The sequence below is a fragment of the Aquimarina sp. I32.4 genome, from assembly GCF_002924285.1.
GTDB lineage: Bacteria > Bacteroidota > Bacteroidia > Flavobacteriales > Flavobacteriaceae > Aquimarina.
Genome location: NZ_PGUB01000029.1, coordinates 1 through 20,760, shown reverse-complemented (window position 1 = coordinate 20,760; position 20,760 = coordinate 1). Strand labels below are relative to the sequence as shown.

Genomic DNA, 20,760 nt, shown 5'->3' with positions numbered 1-20,760 from the left:
CTAAAACTACGATTTTGAAAAACAGTAAAACATATAAGAGTGCTTTTATATTCCTGACCTCACTATTCTTTTTATGGGGTTTTATCACAGTACTTGTTGACTCATTAATCCCTAGACTAAGAGAAGTTTTTACACTAAACTATTTTCAGGCTGGATTAGTTCAATTTGCCTTTTTTGGAGCCTATTTTTTATTATCGATCCCTTCTGGGTTTATTTTATCAAAAATAGGATACAAAAAAGGAATCATATTAGGACTACTAACTCTTGCTACAGGATGCCTATTATTTTATCCAGCAGCATCCTATCGTGAATTTAGTATTTTTATGCTAGCCTATTTTGTTGTAGCAAGTGGGATTACCATTCTACAAGTTGCCGCAAACCCTTATGTAGCTGTCTTAGGCCCAGAGGAAAGTGCCTCTAGCAGGCTCAACCTATCGCAAGCCTTTAACTCTTTGGGAACAACTATTGCTCCCGCAATTGGAGCTATGTTCATCTTAAGTGATAAGGTAAAAAGCACACAAGAAATCTCTGCTCTCAATGCTATAGACAAAGAACAATATTATATTTCTGAAGCAGCCGCAGTACAATCACCTTTTATAGGCATTGCTGTATTTGTAGTGATACTCGCTTTTATTTTTATATTTATAAAACTTCCTAAATTAATCAAAAGCAGTCCAAAAGGAGGATATATAAAAGTAATACAAAGTAAATCCTTACTACTAGGTGCTATAGGAATCTTTGTATATGTAGGAGCAGAAGTAGCAATTGGAAGCTATCTAATTAATTATTTTCTTGATATGAATCTAGCTACATTAATTAAGGAAAACGCAATAATGAAAAACATCTCAGAGAGTATTTTAGGATCAGATAGCGAAACCTTAGACAATAAGGCTGTAGTTGGTGCTTTTGTTACTTTTTATTGGAGTGGCGCGATGATCGGGCGATTTGTAGGAGCACACCTTACCAAAATCATAAAAGCTTCAAAAGTACTTAGCTTTTTTGCCATAGGAGCCATATTATTCATTATGGTATCTATCATAACTTCTGGTTTTGTTTCTATGTGGAGTATTCTACTCGTAGGCTTATTCAATTCAATAATGTTCCCTACAATATTCTCATTATCCCTAGAAGGATTAGATGACTTAAAACCACAGGCATCTGGCGTATTGTGCACCATGATAGTAGGAGGAGCGATAATTCCACCAGTATTTGGATTACTCTCTGATCATATAGGTTTTAAAATAGCATTGATACTTTTGATAGTATGTTATCTATACATCGTTTTTTATGGTGTCATAAAAACAAAAAAGAAAGCCTTAGAAATTAACAACAATTCATTGACTCAATAAAAGACAAACAAAATCATTACCAATGAAATATCTTTCAATTCTAATCGCAGGAATACTTTGTTTATCATCCTGTAAAGAAACAACCAAAACACCTGTTACTCAATCCACACCCAATAAAGAGATAGCAAAAGCAGATTTTACTCAATATGTAAACCCATTTATTGGTACTAGCAAAATGGGACACACCTATCCAGGAGCAACCGCACCTTTTGGCATGGTACAAGTAAGCCCACAAACCAACTTTGAAAAAATGTTTCACAAAGACGGTAAATACAACAAAGAAACATACGAATACTGTGCAGGTTATCAATACAGGGATACTACCATAATAGGCTTCTCCCACACAAACTTAAGTGGTACAGGGCACTCAGATTTAGGAGATTTTTTGATAATGCCAACCACAGGCGACCTCATCCTTGACCCTATAAAAACCAAAGACGGATCAAAAGGGTTTTATTCTACTTTCTCACATGATGAAGAGTCTGCATCACCTGGTTATTACAAAGTAAAATTATCTGACTATAACATTACCGCAGAAGTTACAGCCACAGAACGAGTAGGATTCCATCAATACACTTTTCCAGAAACAAAAGATGCACATATCCTTTTGGATTTGGTGTATAATGTATATCATCATGATGATAAAAACGTATGGACATTTATACGAGTAGAAAATGATTCTTTAATAACGGGATATAGGCAAACTACAGGTTGGGCAAGAACAAAAAAGGTGTTTTTTGCAATGCAATTTTCCAAACCTTTTACCAGTTATGGCCATAAAAAATATGATGCTGTTAAATACGATGGTTTCTATCGCCGTTTTGATCAGCAACACAATTTCCCAGAAATGGCAGGAAAAAATATTCGTGCATATTTTAATTTTGACACAAAAACCAATGAAAAAATTAATATCAAATTTGCATTATCATCAGTAAGTACTGCTGGGGCATTAAACAACCTACAAACCGAACTCCCAGAATGGGATTTTGAAAATACTAAGCAACAAACACAAAAAAAATGGAATGATGAATTGTCAAAAATAGAAGTAAAAACAATTGACAAAAAAGACAAAACCACTTTTTACACTGCTTTATATCACACTATGCTCAGTCCTATCGTATACGAAGATGTGGACGGGAAGTACCTTGGGTTGGATCAAAACATTCATACTTCAGAAGGTTTTACCAATTATTCTGTATTTTCTCTTTGGGATACTTATAGAGCATTACACCCTTTATTCAACATCACTCAACCAGCACGTAATAATGATATGATAAAATCAATGCTGGCTCATCAAGAACAGAGCGTACATAAAATGTTACCTATCTGGAGTCATTATGCCAATGAAAACTGGTGTATGATAGGATATCATGCAACCTCTGTAATTGCCGATGCAATAGCCAAAAATGTTGGTGACTTTGATAAAAAACAAGCATTAAAAGCATCTGTAAGTACCGCCAATGTCCCTTATTTCGATGGCCTTGGAGATTATATCAAATATCAATATGTACCTGATGATAAAAGCCACTCTTCGGTTTCTAAAACATTAGAACTAGCTTACAATGATTGGTGTATTGCCCAAATTGCAAAAAGTACAGACGATAAAAAAACTATGGATAACTTCCTCAATAGATCAGAGCATTACAACAATGTATATGACGCCAAAATAGGATATATGCGTCCCAAACTATCTGATGGTACATTCAGAAAAAAGTTTGATCCATTAGACACACATGGTCAAGGTTTTATTGAAGGCAATGCATGGAACTATGGATTGTATGTTCCTCATCAATTAGATAAAATGATAAAAATGATGGGCGGTAACGAGCGTTTTAGTCAACATCTGGATTCTTTGTTTACCATGAAACTAGATGATAAATTTATAGAAAAACATGAAGACATAACCAGAGATGGTATTATAGGAAACTATGTCCACGGTAATGAACCAGGACATCATATCCCCTACTTGTATAATTGGACTGGGCATCCTCATAAAACTCAAGAACGGGTTCGTATGATTATGAACACTATGTATGGTCCTACAGTAGATGGGCTATGTGGTAATGATGATGCTGGACAAATGAGTGCTTGGTACATATTCAGTAGCTTAGGATTCTATCCTGTTACCCCTGGTTCTTCTGATTATGCATTAGGTAGTCCTTTGGTAAAAGAAGCAATCATACATCTAGAAAACGGAAAAACATTGACTATCAGTGCTAAAAACCAAAGCAAGGATAATATCTATGTGCATCAAGTATCTATAAATGGTAAAATCATAGAAGGCATAACACTATCTCATCATGATATTAGTGACGGAGGAGAACTTGTATTTGAAATGAGTAATACCCTTAAAAAGATCAAATAATAGCATTCAGAACATCTATTTTTATTTTTAAATAATATATAAAACCAATAAAACCATCAAGGTTAGTCTTAGGGGTTCTCTATTAATGAGACGATATTCAAAGGATTGATAGCCTATTTTTTCTCTTACAACTGTATGTTTTTTAAATCGTAATTCTAGAAGAAATGATCATTTTTGAAGTATCAGCAAAAGTAAAGGTCGTAATTCTTCTATAACAGTAAGAATAATTAATAATTATCAGACAGAAAACTATTATAAATTGTAATTTTGATGGTAAGCAAAAGCTTTTTTTAGCACATTGTACTAAACAGATTGTATACAAAAAAATGATATTAGGAGTAGATATTGGGGGGAACTATATAACCGTTGCTGGGATAGATCCCAAAACAAATAAACTATCAGAAACTAATTTAGTTTCTATAACTGTAGATAATAAAGCAAGTGCAGATGATATATTAGAACGATGGATATTTGCATTACAAAAAGTAATTGACACTTTAGAAACCTCTATGGAAGGGATTGGTATAGCAATCCCTGGACCTTTTGATTATCATAATGGAATTTTTGCTTTCAAAATGCAACAGAAGTATGATGCTCTTTTTTGCTTAAATATCAAAGAATTATTAAAAAAGAAATTACAGTTATCAGACGATATCCCTATGCGCTTTTATAATGATGCTGCTTGTTTTGGTATTGGTGAGGTATGGCGAGGAAAACTAAAATCTATTCGTAGAGGTCTTGGCATCACATTAGGAGCAGGTTTTGGAGCATCTTTCCTTTTTCATGGACTTCCTATTCTTTCAGGAGACGGAATCCCAAAAGATGGAGAATTATATCACATACCCTATAAAGATGGGATCGCAGATGATTATTTTTCTACACGCTGGTTTACAAAACGATATAAAGAAATCACAAATACGACGATCAATAATGTAAAAGAACTTACAGAAGCTTCTTTACAAAACGATGTTGCTGTACAGCAGGTTTTTGATGAATTCTCAGAAAACTTAGCAGAATTTTTAAGTCCTTGGTTAAAATCGTATGATGCGGAGGCCATAGTTATAGGAGGTAGTATTGCAAAAGCATGGCCCTTCTTTGCAGCTACTCTAGAAAAAAGATTAAATGAACAAAAGTGTTTTATTAAAATACATAAAAGCGAACTACAAGAAAAAGCAATACTTCTAGGAAGCGCAAGATTGGTAAATGATACTTTCTATAAAGGCTTACCGTTTTAACTTTGTTATAAAAATAGAGTCTATTATAAAACATAAAAAAGCAGAATTCTTATGGTAAGAATTCTGCTTTTTTATGAATAGAATCTAGTGGTTGAAAATCTATTTAATAATCTTTTTTTGTTTTGATTTCCATTCTGTGAGTCCACCATCAAGATCATATATTTTCACAAAACCAGCTTTCTTCATATACTCAGAACATTTTTTGCTTCTCCCACCACTACGGCAATAAATAATAACAGGTTTGGTCTTATCAACCTTACCAATAAGTTCTTCAAAGTTATCAGCATTAAAATCAATATTCTCTGCTCCTTCTATATACCCTTCTGAGTACTCTCCTGGAGTTCGCACGTCAATAAGTCGTACCTTTCTCATTTCTAACAGAGAATCCATTTCTTCTACAGTAATTAATTCTACTGTAGGAGCCTCTTCTTCTTTTTTACAATTAAAAAAAACTAATGAAAGAAAAGCAACTATAAAAAAAGATTTAATTTTCATTACAATTATTTATTCTGCGGTTTCTCCATCCCAATTCATAAAACCTCCTATCAGGTTATATGCGGTTTTGAATCCCATCTGATTCATTAATGTACATGCCTGAGCACTTCTAGCCCCTGAGCGGCAATACACATAATATTTTTTTGATTTATCCAGTTTCTCTAATTCATCAAGAAAATCCTGTCCTTGACGAATATCTAAATTAAGCATATTAGGGATAAAACCATCTTCTACCTCTTCTTCTGTTCTTACATCCAGAATTACTGCATTGTTGTCATTAGCAATTTGCTCTTGCCATTCTTCTTGTGTGATATCTTCTGCCATTATAATAAATTGTACTAAAGTTTATATTTTATACTATACAAATATAAAAAGTACTTATTAAAACGACACCTTCAATGCATCAAAAATAAGAATATAATAATAGTTTTATATTATGCTTTGATACTACAACCTATTGCTTTTGTAATTTCTACAGGAACTTTCTCACCTTTTAACAAAGCATTTACAGCATCTTCTACATATTTCAGATCTGCCTTAGATGCATCTTTGTAATTATTATCGATAGCACCAATATAGCGAACAAGATTACCTGCTCCTGTCTTTTCTAGCACATATACATGTGGTGTTTTTTTGGCTCCGTACTGTGGGTATATTTTTTGGCCATCATCTAATAAATATGGAAAAGAAAAACCTTTCTCTTTGGCTCTTATCTTCATATTATCAAAACTATCTTCTGGATACGCTTTTGAGTTATTGGGATTTATTGCGATAACAGGGTACCCCTTTTGCTTAAACATTGCATCCAATGCAATGATTCTATCTTCATAAGCAACAGAATATGGGCAATGATTACATGTAAAAACAACAATAAATCCTTTGGCATCTTTATAATCTACCAATGAAATCATCGATTCATCAACATTTTTTAATTTAAAATCTCTAGCAATATCTCCTATAGTATACCCTTTATCAGTTTTACTATTAGAAACTTTATCTATTGCAAAAGCACTCACTGCTATTACAAAAGCTACTCCAACCAGAATTTTTAAAGTTTTCATTAGTTTTATTTTTATTACACTAGATTATAATACTTTCTTCAACTCTTTTTCCAGCTCATTATAAGTAAAAGATCTTTCATAAAAATTAATAGTTCCATTTTTATAAATAATCGTTGCAGGAATAGAACCCGACCAATTACTATTCACTTTTGGAATCCAGTTATTTGCATCTGGATCATCAAGTAAAATAATTTTACTTTTAATTTTTTGTTTTTTAACAAACGGAATTAATCTAGACTCTACCTGACTAGGTAAATCCAAACTCACCAAGATCACCTCTACTTTATCATCAGGATACCTACTATTTATCAATTCAAAATAAGGTAACTCTACAATGCAAGGTTTACACCATGTCGCCCAAAAGTTAATGATCCTTGTTTTTCCGTCATTAATAGTCAATAAAGGTTTAAAACTCTCAAAATCATATACAGGTATCTCTACACCTTTACTCTCAAACACATCAGTTGCATCTAGCGCAACGGTTTGTTCTCCCTTACAATTTACAAAGAATAATAGGGGCGTTATATATATAAAAAATCTCAACATCTTACTAATTTATCAAAACCATGAGCCATGCAAAAGAAAATTAACAAGATTTCTATGTTTTAACTAAAAATTATCTAAAAATTACGTTTAAACATACCCAAATGGTAATACGTTCTAAAACACAATAATACTATTAAACAATACTTCAAAACCGTACTTTAACAAAGAATTAATAACCTTTTAGGGCTTTCAAAACAAAATTCAATATACATTTGTACATACAAACGTTGTACATACAAATGTGAAAATAGAAAAAATTATAAAAACAGAAACAGCACTTCCTCTTTCAAAAAAAGTCGTGATCAATTTACTATACACCGAGAATTGGATAATGGATAAAATTAATATGGTACTAAAACCATATGACATATCATTACAACAATTTAACGTATTAAGAATTTTAAACGGGCAGAAAGAGAAACCTGCCAATCTTTCTACAATACAAGAAAGAATGGTCAACAAAATGAGTAATACGACACGGTTGGTAGATAAACTTATCAAAAAAGGATACGTACAAAGAGTTACATGTCCATCTAATCGTAGAAAGGTTGAAATTACAATTACAAAACAAGGTAAGTCATTTCTTGACAAAGTGAGTCTTGAAATAGAGCAATTTGAAAACCAAGTTACTTCAAAATTTTCTGAAGAGGATTTAATACTCCTTAATAATTTACTAAACAAACTAAGAAGTACAAATTAATAATTAACAAGCAATCTTATTTAAATCATGAAAACAAAATCTAAATTATTCGTCCTAGTAATTGCCGTAATCGCAACCACCACATCTTTTGCTCAAAAAAAAGAAATTAAAGCATCAGAAAGTTCAATTCAATGGACTGGTAAAAAAGTTACAGGGTCTCATACAGGAACATTAAATCTATCAGAAGGGTCAATCGTATTTGATGGTGATAAAATAACAGGAGGTGAATTTACAGTAGATATGACCTCACTTGCTGTTACAGATCTGCAAGCAGGAAAAGGAAAAGAAGACCTAGAAGGACATCTAAACTCTGATGACTTTTTTGGAGTTACCAATCACAAAACAGCCAAACTAGTTATAAAAAAAGCTAAAAAAAGCGAAAAAGGATACAGTATCCTAGGAGATTTGACTATCAAAGGAAAAACAAACCCTGTCAAATTTATTCTTACTGTAAAAGGAAACACCGCCTCTACAACTCTTACTGTAGATAGAACCGATTACGATATCAAATATGGATCAGGAAGTTTCTTTGATAACCTAGGAGACAAAACAATTAATGATGAGTTTGAATTAGCCGTAAACTTAAAAATGTAATTTTTTTTTAGTACCAATTATAATTAATTTATATATTTGACTCAATAAATAGAAAAATGAAAACAATCTTAACAAACAATTGGTGGTGGTCTTTTCGAAACGAAAGTGTCGTGAGATAGACCCTGTCATTATGTTAAGTAAACATATCAAAGGCTTGTCAAATCACGACAAGCCTTTTTTTTGTTTTCTATACAAGAAGTACTAATTAAAAAATTATTAGAACCATACAATGAGTTATAAATTAACCACACATTTCAAGCAAGTTCTGGCAGACACTTTTACTCCTGTAAGCGTTTATCTAAAAATAAGAGATCGTTTTCCTAATAGTTTATTATTAGAAAACAATGATTATAGAGGTAGTGAAAACAGTTTTTCATATATCTGTTGCAACCCAATTGCCAACATCAAAATAGAGAATGAAACCATTTATCAATTCTTTCCTGATAAAAGCATCACAGAAACTCCTATCACAAAAGACACCAATATCCCAGAAGTTATCGAGCAGTTCGGTAATCAATTCGAAACTTCAAAAAGTGATTTCAAATTTATTAACAATGGCCTTTTTGGGTATATTTCCTATGATGCCGTTCGTTATTTTGAAGATATCTCTATAATCAAAAAAGAAGAATCATTAAACATTCCAGACATACAGTACACCGTATATCAAAACATTATTGCCATTAGCAACTTTACAAATGAAGCCTATATTTTTGCACATTGCTATCAATCAGAAAGTAATATTGATGAGATCGAATCCTTGCTCAAAATCAAAAATTTTGCCTCTTATAATTTCTCCACAGTAGGAGACACAACCTCTAATCTAGATGACGAACAATATAAAGAGCACGTTACATTAGCAAAAAAGCATTGTCATCGTGGCGATGTGTTTCAATTAGTACTATCTAAACGATTCTCTCAAAAATTCAAAGGAGACGAATTTAATGTATACCGCGCACTACGCAGTGTCAACCCCTCTCCTTACCTCTTTTATTTTGATTATGGTGATTTCAAAATATTCGGTAGCTCTCCAGAAGCACAATTAGTTGTCAAAGATGACATTGCAGAGATTCACCCTATTGCAGGAACATTTAAACGCACAGGAAACGATGAGCAAGATGCTGAACTTGCCAAAAAATTATCTGTAGACGAAAAAGAAAATGCAGAACATGTAATGCTGGTAGACCTTGCTCGTAACGACCTTAGCCGAAACGGAAATCAGGTTACGGTAGAAAATTATAGAGAAGTCCAGTTTTACTCTCATGTAATCCACCTAGTAAGTAAAGTAACGAGTAAAAAGCACAAAAATACCTCTACTATGCAAATTGTAGGAGATACATTTCCTGCTGGTACTTTAAGCGGAGCTCCCAAACATATGGCAATGCAATTAATTGAAAAATACGAAAACATAAATCGTGATTTTTATGGAGGCGCCATCGGATTTATGGATTTTTCAGGAAATTTCAACCATGCCATTATGATTCGCACATTTCTAAGCAAAAATCATGAACTACACTGGCAGGCAGGAGCAGGATTGGTCAATGAATCAAATGAAGAAAATGAATTACAAGAAGTATACAATAAACTAGGAGCATTGACAAAAGCATTAAAACTTGCTGAAGAAATATAAGGGTGTTCCCCTACGGGTCGGGCTATCCGCGCTACATGGTAGCCAAGCTCCTATCCTTAACACAAAATAACAAAGAGGCAAAGTCTAAGACAACAAAACTTTGAAAACGAACAAAAACAATGAGCAACAAAATATTAGTAATCGATAATTATGATTCATTCGTGTATAATCTCGTTCATTATCTCGAGGATCTAGGATGCGAAGTGACTGTAAAACGTAATGACCAATTACAGCTAGAAGACATAGAGCCATTTCAAAAAATACTACTATCACCTGGTCCAGGAATCCCTGACGAAGCTGGGCTATTAAAAGATATTATAAAAACCTATGCCACAACCAAAAGTATCTTTGGTGTTTGCCTTGGTCAACAAGCTATAGGAGAAGTATTTGGTGGCGACCTCATCAACCTTGATGAAGTCTATCACGGGGTTGCTACCCACGTAACATTATCTGTAAAAGATGAACTCCTTTTTGACGGTCTAGATGCCACCTTTGATGTAGGTAGATATCACTCTTGGGTAGTAGCAGATAAAAACCTACCCGATTGCTTACAGGTCACATCATACGATCAAAATGGACAAATTATGTCATTACGACACAAAGAATTAGATGTACGAGGTGTGCAGTTTCATCCAGAATCAGTATTGACACCTAATGGAAAAAAAATATTAGAAAACTGGATAAAAAACTAACTAGAGATTTTCTGAAAAAACGAAAATAATATCAAACACGATTCAGATGAAAAACTTACTCAACCGATTAATCAATCACGAGACCATCTCAAAAGAAGAAGCCAAAAGGGTTTTGGTCAACATCTCAAAAGGAGCATACAATCAAAGTCAAATAGCATCATTTCTCACAGTATTTATGATGCGTAGTATCACCATAGAAGAATTAGAAGGATTTAGAAATGCCCTATTAGAGCTATGCATTGCAATCGATCTTAGCGAATACAATCCAGTTGATTTATGTGGTACTGGTGGTGATGGTAAAGATACATTTAATATCTCAACCCTCTCCTCTTTTGTCTCTGCAGGAGCAGGAATCAAAGTCACCAAACACGGTAATTATGGCGTTTCATCTACATGTGGCAGCTCTAATGTTATGGAACACTTGGGGATCAAATTCAGTAATGATAAAGATTTTCTCAAACGCAGTATCGATGAAGCAGGAATCTGCGTATTACACGCACCTTTATTTCACCCAGCTATGAAAAACGTAGCCCCTATTCGTAGAGAATTAGGAGTAAAAACTTTTTTCAATATGCTCGGACCAATGGTAAACCCTGCCTTTCCAAAAAATCAAATCGTAGGTGTTTTTAATTTAGAATTAGCCAGAATGTATGGATATCTATATCAAAACACCGATAAAAACTTTACAATTATACACGCTTTGGATGGCTATGATGAAATCTCATTGACAGGAAATACAAAAACCATCTCTAATACAACAGAAGGCATGCTATCACCATTGGATTTTGGAGTACCAACACTCACACAAGAACAAATCCATGGCGGTAATTCTATTGCAGAATCAGCCACTATTTTTATGAATGTACTTAGTGGTAAAGGAACCGAAGCTCAAAACAATGTAGTTTGCGCCAATGCAGGAATGGCAATTGCCACAGTAGAAGGGCTACAGCCAAAAGAAGGATTTGACAAAGCAAAAGAATCTTTACTCTCAGGAAAAGGACTGATCGCCCTACAAAAAGTACAACAGCTCAGTAAAAATTAATAGATCACAAATTATCAAAAAATGAAAGTCGAAACATATAAAATAACAGGTTGGCAAGACAAAGAAACTGGGCTACTAATTGATGAAAATGAAGAATGGATTTTGGTAAAGCATATACCTGTAGATTACGTTATTGATGGATTCAAACTCTATAAAAAGAGCGCCATAAAAAAGAGAAAATCAAAAACAAAACAAGATAAAATTGCACGTGTATTAAAACTCAAAAATATTGAATCAACTCCTCCTGATACATTTCGGTTTGCAAACATTCTAGATATTCTAAAATGGAGTGAAGAAAAATACGGTTTATTCGAGTTTCAGGATTATCATGCAGAGCTATTTTACGGAAAATTAAACACCGTAAAAGAAAATATACTCAATATAGACTTGATCACCCCCAATGGAAAAATCAAAAAAAAATATGAATATGACTTTTTAACAGATGACATCATAGCAATTACCTTCGAAACTGATTATTTTGAATCCATTAGATTGCTTATGAATGACCAGCAGAAGAAAGAATTAAAAGTAATGAAATAATAATAAAAGAGTAGCAATCTATATATTTTGAAACGATAAAATGAATGTTATTAATAAAAAACTAGAAGAATTAACTATCGAAGAATGGAGAGAACTATTTCCGATAGAGATGATCCCCTATCAAGAAACATGGGTCTCTGTTTTTCAAAAAGAAAAACATTTAATAGAGGAGAAATTATCAAAAGCTACCGCAGTAGATATTCAACATATTGGTAGTACCTCAATCTCTGGTTTGGCTTCAAAAGGTAGTATAGATATGCTGATTGATATCCCGCCTCAATTACTTTTTGATACATCTATCATTCAAGCAATGCAAACACTGGATTATGAATATTGTATACAATCAGGATATGGCCCAAATTATATGATATTTGCAAAAGGGTTTGATAGAAAAGGAAAACAACAACAAAAATATTTTGTTCACATGACTCCAAAGAGTCATACAGAACTATGGGATAGAATTTATTTTAGAGATTACCTAAGACAACATTCTGACATTGCCAAAGAATATGAGAATTTAAAAATTGAACTAGCTACAAAATTTACAAAAGACAAAAGAAGTTTTCAAAAAGGAAAGACAGATTTTGTGATGAAAATCACAGAATTAGCAAAACAAAAAACAAAGGCTACTCGCTAACGATTATATAACGACAATGAATATTCTAGATAAAATAATTGCTGACAAACACAAAGAAGTTGCACTAAAAAAAAGTATACTACCTATTACTCAATTCGAGAATTCAGTATTATTTGACCGCAAAACAAACTCACTAGCACAAGCATTACGTACTAGTGATACAGGTATTATAGCAGAACATAAACGCAGATCACCATCTAAAGCTGTGATTAATCAAAAAGTAAGTGTACAAGATGTAGCACAAGGATATCAAACCGCAGGAGCCTCTGGAATGTCTGTACTATCAGACGGAAAATATTTTGGAGGCTCACTAGAAGATGTATTATTAGCCAGAGCAACAGTACAATTACCTATCTTGCGCAAAGAATTTATCATAGATGAATATCAATTACTAGAAGCAAAAGCATATGGAGCAGATGTCATTTTATTGATTGCAGCCGTTTTATCTCGTGATGAGATCAAATCCTTATCACTATTTGCAAAAAGCTTATCACTAGATGTGTTATTAGAAGTACATAATCAAGAAGAGCTAGAAAAATCAATAATGCCCTCTCTTGATATGTTGGGAGTAAATAATAGAAACTTAAAAACTTTTGAGGTAAGTACCGATATCAGTAAAACGTTAAGTACACAAATACCCGATGATTTTGTAAAAGTTTCAGAAAGTGGCATCAGTAGTATAGAAGCCATAAAAGATCTGCAACAGTATGGATACAAGGGTTTTCTTATTGGGGAAAACTTTATGAAAACCGAAAATCCAGGTACTAGCGCTATAGAATTTATAAAAAAGTTGAAATGAATACAGTATTAGTAACAGGAGTAACAGGAAATATAGGTTCACATGTATTGTTTGAATTATTATTTGATCTGTATTCCAAAAACGAAGAAGCAGCCATTTATGTGTTAATTCGTAAACAACCAACAAAATCAGCAAAACAACGCCTTCTGGATGAAGTATTTACAGAACAACTCATCCCGCAAAAAATAGCTCCTTTTTACAAAGAATATTTAGAAAAGTATATTCATGTAATCGAAGGAGAGATTAACAACTTTACACTTCCTGCTGATGCAGGAAATAACATAACCGTGTATCATTTAGCCGCTTCTGTAAACCTAAGCAATACAGAAAAAGCAAAAAATGAAATCGCGCATGTAAACTATATCAATACGCAAGCATTTTTTGAGGTAATCAAATCACGCACAAAAAAACTCGTTTTTGTAAGCACCGCTTTTTCCAGAGGAGAAATTGAAGGTGAAATTACCGATGACTATCACTCTGCAACCGACTTTGATTTTAGAAACTTCTATGAAGCCTATAAAATGAAAGTTGAAAAACTAGTACTACAAATCGCTAAAGAAAATGATTTCAGTTGTACCATTGCCAGACCTAGTGTAGTATCAGGAAGACTTATTGATTATCCAAAATTTGTAAGCAGTCGATATATTGTATTTTATTCTATTGGAGAATTTTTCAAAAAAATGAAAAAGCTATATCCTGATCTAGGAAAAATACGAATGGCATTAAATATAGACGGAGGACTTAATATCGTTCCTGTTGATTATGTAGCAAAAGGAATCATACGTGCCGCAGGGATCAAAGAAGAACAATTGAATATTACATTAACTCAAAATGTGCCCACCCAATATATTATCACCAATATTTTGCAAAAATGCGGGGTAGAAATTGAACTAGTTGCAGAAGAACCAAAAAACAAGACTACCATAGAAAAGCTATTCTATAAAACAATTGGTAGTCAATTGGTAAAATACTCAACATCAAAAAAGCATTATTTTGAATCCAAATTAATACGTAAAATACTTGCTGATATAGAAGAGCCAAACATGCTAGACAGTTTTAGCGAAGTATATAATTTTGCCCATAACATCAATTTTGATAATACAAATATCAAATTAGAACCATCAAATCTTTAACATTGAAAAATAATAACATAAAAATAAAGGTTTGTGGAATGAAATTCTCTGAGAATATTCAGGAGGTAACCCTATTACAACCTGATTATTTAGGATTCATTTTTTATCCTAAATCTCCTCGAAACTTTGAAGGTGATATTCCCACAATACCATCATCTATCAAAAAAGTAGGTGTATTTGTAAATGCCTCTATTGATTATGTTATCGAAAAAGTAAAGCAATACGATTTTAAAGCCATTCAATTACATGGTAATGAATCTCCTGTATACTGTCAAGAATTAAAAACGCGTTGTCAATCTATATCCAATACAAAATCTAATATAGAGCAACAAGATCAAATCAAAATATGGAAAGTATTCTCTATCAAAGATAGCTTTGATTTTAGCATCCTAACCCCATATGAGGCCATGGTAGATTACTTTCTTTTTGACACCAAAGGAAAAGAAAAAGGAGGCAATGGATACACCTTTGACTGGAGCCTCCTAGAAGGTTACCCCGCTACCACTCCCTTTATTTTGAGTGGAGGTATTGGCCTTGATCAAATAGAAGCCATTACATCTTTTATGAGTAGACCAGAATCTAACTATTTATATGCCATTGATGTTAATAGTAAATTTGAAAATGCCCCTGGCATAAAAAACATAGACGATTTAGAAAAATTTAAAAAACGTGTTATCTCACAGCAAACATGAATCATTATTAAATAAAGAAAGAGATAAAAAGAAGTCATTCCAGTGAAGACTGGAATCCATAAAATAGATTTCATTATAGAACAGATGACAAAAAACACATAAATCATGAATTATCAAGCCAACGAAAAAGGATATTACGGAGATTTTGGAGGAGCTTATATTCCAGAAATGCTCTACCCAAATGTAGAAGAATTACGAAGTAAATATCTCGATATAATGAATGAGCCATCATTCAAAGAAGAATTTGACCAATTATTACGAGATTATGTAGGTCGGCCCTCTCCTTTGTATTATGCCAAACGTCTTTCTGAAAAATACAACACAAAAGTATACTTAAAACGTGAGGACCTTAATCACACGGGAGCTCATAAAGTAAATAATACCATTGGACAAATTCTTGTAGCCAAACGACTTGGCAAAAACAGAATTATTGCAGAAACGGGAGCAGGACAACATGGGGTTGCTACCGCAACTGTATGCGCTCTTATGGGGATCAAATGCATTGTGTATATGGGTGAGATTGATATAAAGAGGCAAGCTCCCAATGTAGCACGAATGAAAATGCTGGGGGCAGAAGTAAGAGCTGCCAAATCAGGAAGCAAAACACTAAAAGACGCAACAAATGAAGCCATACGTGATTGGATTAATAATCCCGTTGATACGCACTATATTATAGGTTCTGCTATAGGCCCACATCCATACCCTGATATGGTAACACGTTTTCAATCAATCATATCAGAAGAGATCAAATGGCAACTTAAAGAAAAAGAAGGAAGAGAAAACCCCGATTATGTGGTTGCATGTATTGGCGGAGGTAGTAATGCTGCAGGAACCTACTATCATTTCTTAGAAGAACCCAAAGTAGGTATTATAGCTGTAGAAGCCGCAGGAAAAGGTGTGCATAGTGGTGAGAGCGCAGCAACCTCTCAATTGGGTAAAGAAGGAATCATACACGGTTGCAAAACACTATTGATGCAAACTACAGACGGGCAAATAACCGAGCCTTATTCTATTTCGGCAGGATTAGATTATCCTGGTGTCGGGCCATTACATGCACATTTATACAAAACCAATAGAGGAGAATTCTACTCGGTTACAGATGAAGATGCAATGGCAGCAGGATTAGAACTATCACAACTAGAAGGTATCATTCCTGCTATAGAATCCTCACATGCATTGGCAATTTTTAATGATAAAAAATTCGCTCCAGATGATATTGTTGTAATTAGCCTCTCTGGTCGAGGAGACAAAGACCTTGATACATATATAGACTATTTTAAATTATAAATCAACAATATATACTCTATTTAATCAAGAGAAAAAACACACACAACTTTTATGAACAGAATCAATCAAAAATTAGCAGAGGACAAAAAATTACTATCCTTATATTTTACTGCGGGATATCCCTCCCTTCATGATACTGTAGAAATAATTCAGAATCTGGAGCAACACGGTGTAGATATGATCGAAATAGGGTTACCCTTTAGTGATCCTTTGGCAGACGGACCAACTATACAAGAGAGTTCCACTATTGCTCTTAAAAGTGGGATGACAACAAGTCTTTTGTTTGAACAATTAAAAGATATTCGTAAATCCGTAAGTATACCGCTGATTATTATGGGGTACTTTAACCCAATGATGCAATATGGGGTTGAAGCCTTTTGTGCTAAATGTCAAGAAATAGGTATTGATGGATTAATTATCCCTGACTTACCTGTAGCAGAATATCATGAACACTATCAAGATATTTTTGAGAAATATGGGCTGATCAATGTTTTTCTAATCACACCACAAACCTCTGATGAGCGAATTCGATTTATCGATAGTGTATCCAACGGCTTTATCTATATGGTAAGCTCTGCAAGCACTACAGGTGCAAAAAACACATTTGGAGACACACAGCAACAATACTTTGAACGTATTGAAGCTTTGCAACTTAAAAACCCTCAAGTAGTTGGTTTTGGTATTAGTAATAAAGACACCTTTATGCAAGCAACCAAAAATACCAAAGGAGCTATCATTGGCTCTGCTTTTATCAAGCACCTCACGCAAAATGGACCAAAAGGTATTGGTGATTTTGTAAAAAACATTCGGTAATTTGATCATAGTATAGTAACATTTAAAAAATTTGATACATTAATAAGTATACTTAAACACCTGTAAGTAAATGAAAATTAGAAATTATAGTATGCTTTTCTTTTTGTTTACCTGTACAATCCAACTTGGATTTGGGCAAGCTGATTTCAATACAAAATTATCAGATGCTGGATTAGAATTGACCAAGGATCAAGTAACCTATGACCCTACTTATTATGCAATAGCATACCCAAACGGTGATGTGCCAGAAGGCACAGGAGTTTGCACAGATGTTATTATCAGAGCATACAGAGCGCTAGATATTGATCTTCAAAAAGAAGTGCATGAGGACATGCGAGCTAATTTTAGAGTATATCCAAAAAATTGGGGGCTATCAAGAACAGATAAAAATATAGACCATAGAAGAGTGCCTAATCTAATGAAGTTTTTTTCTCGATTCGGAAAAGTCAAAAAAATCTCTATGGATCCAGAAGAATATCTGCCAGGAGATATCGTTTGCTGGAATCTGGGAGGAGGTATGACACACATTGGCCTGGTAGTAAATAAAAAATCAGAAGATCAACAACGGTATCTTATCGTACATAACATTGGTGGTGGTCAAGTAATAGCTGATTGCTTGTTTGACCATAAGATTATTGGACATTATCACTATAAAAAATAAGAATCAATACACAAGCTCTATTCAATTAATTAAAAAACAACACTCATGAAAAAAAACATAGTACTACTTCTTATGTTCGCTTTTGTCTTTGCTTGTAAAGAGGATCAAAAACAAAAAGATATCGAAACTCAAGACGAGACAGAATCAACTACAGATCGCGATATCAATCCAACAGAAGCACGGCAAACAGAAACTCGCTCTACCCCTGAATCATCTCCAAATGATGTAGATTTTGAACAGGAAGTGCAAAATTTTATCACTTGTAAAAAAGCAGCTACCGAACGTAATGATTGTAGAAACAGTATTACCAAAGTGATTACAAAAATGCATGAGCTTACCGAATTTAATGACTCCAAATTAGGATATGTGGTGTATGATAGTATTCGCCCAATTGCAGAACGATCAAAACATTGGCTACAATTAGGCACTATAAATCAAGAGAGCATACAGCAAGCTTTAGAACATAGTGAAAGAGGTGGTTTATCATTAATCATTGATACCTCAGAAACTTACGGGCATGTGGTAATGATTATCGCTGGTGAGACAACAAAATCAGGATCATGGGGGATAGAATTACCCAATGTACTATCCTTAACAAATTACAAACCTGAGAAATCGTTCTATAACAAATCACTTGCTTATGCAATGCAAAAAAGTGATGCTCTCAAAATATTTTTAAGACAATAATTCTTAAAAATTTCTGATACCATTCCTGAATTGATTTTTTGATAAATTACTTTCGTAGTAAACTCATGAAGTATTCGTTTGAAACAAACCTTTAATTTCTGAGTATTAAAATCCCACCTAATGTGTAAAAAAAGCAATTCAGGAATAGTAACCAAATTAAATATCGAAACGTTCTTTTAAAGCTTGTTTAATTCGTTCTAATCCAGACAAAATATAATCTTTGCGTTCTCCAATACCTATTCTAAAATGATGATCCATACCATAACAATCACCAGCGAGAATAAAAACACTTTTTTCTTTACGCAACCACTCTGCCAATTCTGTAGAATTGATTTCTAAATTATATTTTATAAACAGCATTCCTCCGCTTTGTGGCGGGGTATATTCAAACAAATCTCCATACTGATTCAACCATTCTTTTACTGCTTTCAAGTTTTCATTAAGCATGGTTCTATTTCTATTTAAAATTTCCAGACGTTTATCTGGTTGTAGTGCTATTTCTCCGTTAACGTCTATTGTATGTTGCGTTTGCTTGCCGAAGGCGGCATATGCAATATACAAATTGTTAGCAAACGTGTTTTATTTCCATTTAGTTCTTAATTCAGTTCCAATAGGATATTTGTCAGGTGTAAAATCGGGCATATGATATCTGCCATAACTACTATTTTTTAGAACCGAATCAATATCCATAAAAAACATATCATCCTTTGTTGTCATCGTTAGACGACTGTTCATTCCATTGTCTTCTCCTTTATTCAGTTCTATTTGCCACCAAAAATTTTCATTATCTTCTTTGTCAATCACTTTTTTTATACTTTTTATTTTTGCTGAGATAGGCTCTTTTAGAAAGTATTTTTGCCATTTTTTGGGTATCTGACTTAAGTCAAATTCTGAGGTAATAGAATCTTTAGTTCTGTTAACTAAATACATTCCACTCGTTTTAGGTTCAAATCCAGAATTTAAATAATCTGCAAATCTTATATAATCATTTTCTTTTTCAATACTCCAGCTTAAATCATAAAAATCAGATAAAAGATATTTTTTATTTTCCCAAGTAACGATTTGATATTCAGTTTTAATATTAAGAGAGTCAATTCCGTAAGCAACCTTAATAGTAATTGGTTTTGACTCCATATCCATAGGATATTGCGTAAATTCCACTTTTTTGGGAATTAATTTTAGTTTAATACTATCTAATTTATAAGTGCCAAATACTTTTTTCCTTTCCCCACCACCAGTACAACCAAACAAATATTTTTCGTTTATGAAAGTACCATTACTTAATAAATCAAGTTTAAGCCCATTATTAAATCCGCTATAATTATAGCTTATTGTGTCAATATTTTGTTCAAGAATATTTTTGTTATTCGATTTAGTTTTATTGTTCGAACAACTAAGTGTTATAATTAATATTAGAAAGTTGATATATTTCAATTTTTTCAAGAATGTTTGCTAACGATTTATAATCGAGTAGACAAGGGGGATTTCACCCCAAGCCTCTCCCAGAACCGTACGTGATAGTCTCCCATCATACGGCTCTTCTAAAATGTTTGACCTATAGGTTCTTCCTCCTTAGTTTAGCCCCCAATAAGTTCGGAGTGTTCTTTTAAATTTCAAACTAATACATTTGAGATATGAAATACAAGAAATGGACTTTAGACCAGAAGTTAGAAATACTAGCTACTTCGGAAGAGATTGGTATCGTAGAAGCTTGTCGTAAGTATGGAGTTAGCACTGGCACTTTTTATAGTTGGAGAAAGAAGTTTGACCATCAGGGAGAGGCTGGTTTAAAAGTTACTTATGAC

24 protein-coding genes are annotated in these 20,760 nt (G+C 33.3%); 18 read left to right on the top strand and 6 right to left on the bottom strand.

Annotated features, from left to right (window positions below; genetic code table 11):
* Positions 1–14: 14 nt before the first annotated feature.
* The 3 genes from CVD18_RS08610 to CVD18_RS08600 all read left to right on the top strand — a co-directional run bounded on the left by CVD18_RS08610 (position 15) and on the right by CVD18_RS08600 (position 4,949).
* Positions 15–1,349 carry a sugar MFS transporter gene (locus tag CVD18_RS08610; protein WP_103865038.1) on the top strand — a complete coding sequence of 445 codons (1,335 nt, stop codon included), beginning with the start codon at positions 15–17 and terminating at the stop codon, positions 1,347–1,349.
* Positions 1,350–1,371: 22 nt separating this feature from the next.
* Positions 1,372–3,714 (top strand): GH92 family glycosyl hydrolase, encoded by a 2,343-nt coding sequence (locus CVD18_RS08605; protein WP_103865037.1) that lies wholly within the window; start codon positions 1,372–1,374, stop codon positions 3,712–3,714.
* A 326-nt stretch (positions 3,715–4,040) separates the two neighbouring features.
* The gene (locus CVD18_RS08600; protein WP_103865036.1) at positions 4,041–4,949 is read left to right on the top strand and encodes an ROK family protein; all 909 of its coding nucleotides are present in this window, start codon (positions 4,041–4,043) and stop codon (positions 4,947–4,949) included.
* A gap of 99 nt (positions 4,950–5,048) precedes the next feature.
* Here the strand turns inward: CVD18_RS08600 and CVD18_RS08595 are convergent, their stop codons facing one another.
* The 4 genes from CVD18_RS08595 to CVD18_RS08580 form a co-directional block, all read right to left on the bottom strand.
* Positions 5,049–5,444, bottom strand: coding sequence for a rhodanese-like domain-containing protein (locus CVD18_RS08595; RefSeq protein WP_103865035.1), 396 nt, complete (start codon positions 5,442–5,444; stop codon positions 5,049–5,051).
* Positions 5,445–5,453: 9 nt separating this feature from the next.
* Entirely contained in the window at positions 5,454–5,768 is a 315-nt protein-coding gene (locus CVD18_RS08590) for a rhodanese-like domain-containing protein (protein ID WP_103865034.1), read from the bottom strand.
* A gap of 110 nt (positions 5,769–5,878) precedes the next feature.
* The gene (locus CVD18_RS08585) at positions 5,879–6,505 is read right to left on the bottom strand and encodes a thioredoxin family protein (protein ID WP_103865033.1); all 627 of its coding nucleotides are present in this window, start codon (positions 6,503–6,505) and stop codon (positions 5,879–5,881) included.
* A gap of 24 nt (positions 6,506–6,529) precedes the next feature.
* Entirely contained in the window at positions 6,530–7,051 is a 522-nt protein-coding gene (locus CVD18_RS08580) for a thioredoxin family protein (protein ID WP_103865032.1), read from the bottom strand.
* Between the two features lie 241 nt (positions 7,052–7,292).
* Here CVD18_RS08580 and CVD18_RS08575 point away from each other — a divergent pair, with 241 nt between their 5' ends.
* The 14 genes from CVD18_RS08575 to CVD18_RS08510 all read left to right on the top strand — a co-directional run bounded on the left by CVD18_RS08575 (position 7,293) and on the right by CVD18_RS08510 (position 18,955).
* Entirely contained in the window at positions 7,293–7,751 is a 459-nt protein-coding gene (locus CVD18_RS08575; protein ID WP_103865031.1) for a MarR family winged helix-turn-helix transcriptional regulator, read from the top strand.
* A gap of 27 nt (positions 7,752–7,778) precedes the next feature.
* The gene (locus CVD18_RS08570; RefSeq protein WP_103865030.1) at positions 7,779–8,345 is read left to right on the top strand and encodes a YceI family protein; all 567 of its coding nucleotides are present in this window, start codon (positions 7,779–7,781) and stop codon (positions 8,343–8,345) included.
* A 229-nt stretch (positions 8,346–8,574) separates the two neighbouring features.
* On the top strand, positions 8,575–9,972 hold the full coding sequence (locus tag CVD18_RS08565; RefSeq protein ID WP_103865029.1) for an anthranilate synthase component I family protein: 1,398 nt from the start codon (positions 8,575–8,577) through the stop codon (positions 9,970–9,972).
* 119 nt (positions 9,973–10,091) lie between these two features.
* Complete coding sequence (locus CVD18_RS08560; RefSeq protein WP_103865028.1) at positions 10,092–10,664, top strand: aminodeoxychorismate/anthranilate synthase component II; 573 nt, start codon at positions 10,092–10,094, stop codon at positions 10,662–10,664.
* 46 nt (positions 10,665–10,710) lie between these two features.
* Positions 10,711–11,706, top strand: coding sequence for an anthranilate phosphoribosyltransferase (gene trpD / locus CVD18_RS08555; RefSeq protein ID WP_103865027.1), 996 nt, complete (start codon positions 10,711–10,713; stop codon positions 11,704–11,706).
* Between the two features lie 21 nt (positions 11,707–11,727).
* Positions 11,728–12,246 carry a hypothetical protein gene (locus tag CVD18_RS08550; protein WP_103865026.1) on the top strand — a complete coding sequence of 173 codons (519 nt, stop codon included), beginning with the start codon at positions 11,728–11,730 and terminating at the stop codon, positions 12,244–12,246.
* A 40-nt stretch (positions 12,247–12,286) separates the two neighbouring features.
* A complete protein-coding gene (locus tag CVD18_RS08545; protein WP_103865025.1) occupies positions 12,287–12,883 on the top strand; it encodes a GrpB family protein in 597 nt (198 codons plus the stop codon).
* Positions 12,884–12,899: 16 nt separating this feature from the next.
* On the top strand, positions 12,900–13,682 hold the full coding sequence (trpC, locus tag CVD18_RS08540) for an indole-3-glycerol phosphate synthase TrpC (RefSeq protein WP_103865024.1): 783 nt from the start codon (positions 12,900–12,902) through the stop codon (positions 13,680–13,682).
* Positions 13,679–14,815 (top strand): SDR family oxidoreductase, encoded by a 1,137-nt coding sequence (locus tag CVD18_RS08535; protein WP_103865023.1) that lies wholly within the window; start codon positions 13,679–13,681, stop codon positions 14,813–14,815. Before trpC ends, CVD18_RS08535 begins: the two co-directional genes overlap by 4 nt.
* 38 nt (positions 14,816–14,853) lie before the next feature.
* The gene (locus tag CVD18_RS08530; RefSeq protein WP_103865022.1) at positions 14,854–15,507 is read left to right on the top strand and encodes a phosphoribosylanthranilate isomerase; all 654 of its coding nucleotides are present in this window, start codon (positions 14,854–14,856) and stop codon (positions 15,505–15,507) included.
* Positions 15,508–15,612: 105 nt separating this feature from the next.
* Entirely contained in the window at positions 15,613–16,794 is a 1,182-nt protein-coding gene (gene trpB, locus CVD18_RS08525; protein WP_103865021.1) for a tryptophan synthase subunit beta, read from the top strand.
* A 51-nt stretch (positions 16,795–16,845) separates the two neighbouring features.
* Positions 16,846–17,607 (top strand): tryptophan synthase subunit alpha, encoded by a 762-nt coding sequence (gene trpA / locus CVD18_RS08520; protein WP_103865020.1) that lies wholly within the window; start codon positions 16,846–16,848, stop codon positions 17,605–17,607.
* A gap of 70 nt (positions 17,608–17,677) precedes the next feature.
* Positions 17,678–18,268, top strand: a complete 591-nt coding sequence (locus tag CVD18_RS08515; RefSeq protein WP_103865019.1) for a DUF1287 domain-containing protein — start codon at positions 17,678–17,680, stop codon at positions 18,266–18,268.
* 45 nt (positions 18,269–18,313) lie between these two features.
* Positions 18,314–18,955, top strand: a complete 642-nt coding sequence (locus CVD18_RS08510; protein WP_103865018.1) for a hypothetical protein — start codon at positions 18,314–18,316, stop codon at positions 18,953–18,955.
* Positions 18,956–19,111: 156 nt separating this feature from the next.
* Here CVD18_RS08510 and CVD18_RS08505 read toward each other — a convergent pair whose 3' ends face one another.
* Complete coding sequence (locus CVD18_RS08505) at positions 19,112–19,516, bottom strand: aminotransferase class I/II-fold pyridoxal phosphate-dependent enzyme (RefSeq protein WP_103865017.1); 405 nt, start codon at positions 19,514–19,516, stop codon at positions 19,112–19,114.
* An 18-nt stretch (positions 19,517–19,534) separates the two neighbouring features.
* Positions 19,535–20,389: a hypothetical protein gene (locus CVD18_RS08500; RefSeq protein WP_233194510.1), complete on the bottom strand. Its 855-nt coding sequence runs from the start codon at positions 20,387–20,389 to the stop codon at positions 19,535–19,537.
* A 200-nt stretch (positions 20,390–20,589) separates the two neighbouring features.
* On the opposite strand from CVD18_RS08500, the gene CVD18_RS08495 reads away from it, so the two are divergent.
* A partial coding sequence (locus CVD18_RS08495) for a transposase (RefSeq protein ID WP_146052740.1) occupies positions 20,590–20,760 on the top strand: 171 nt, incomplete at its 3' end.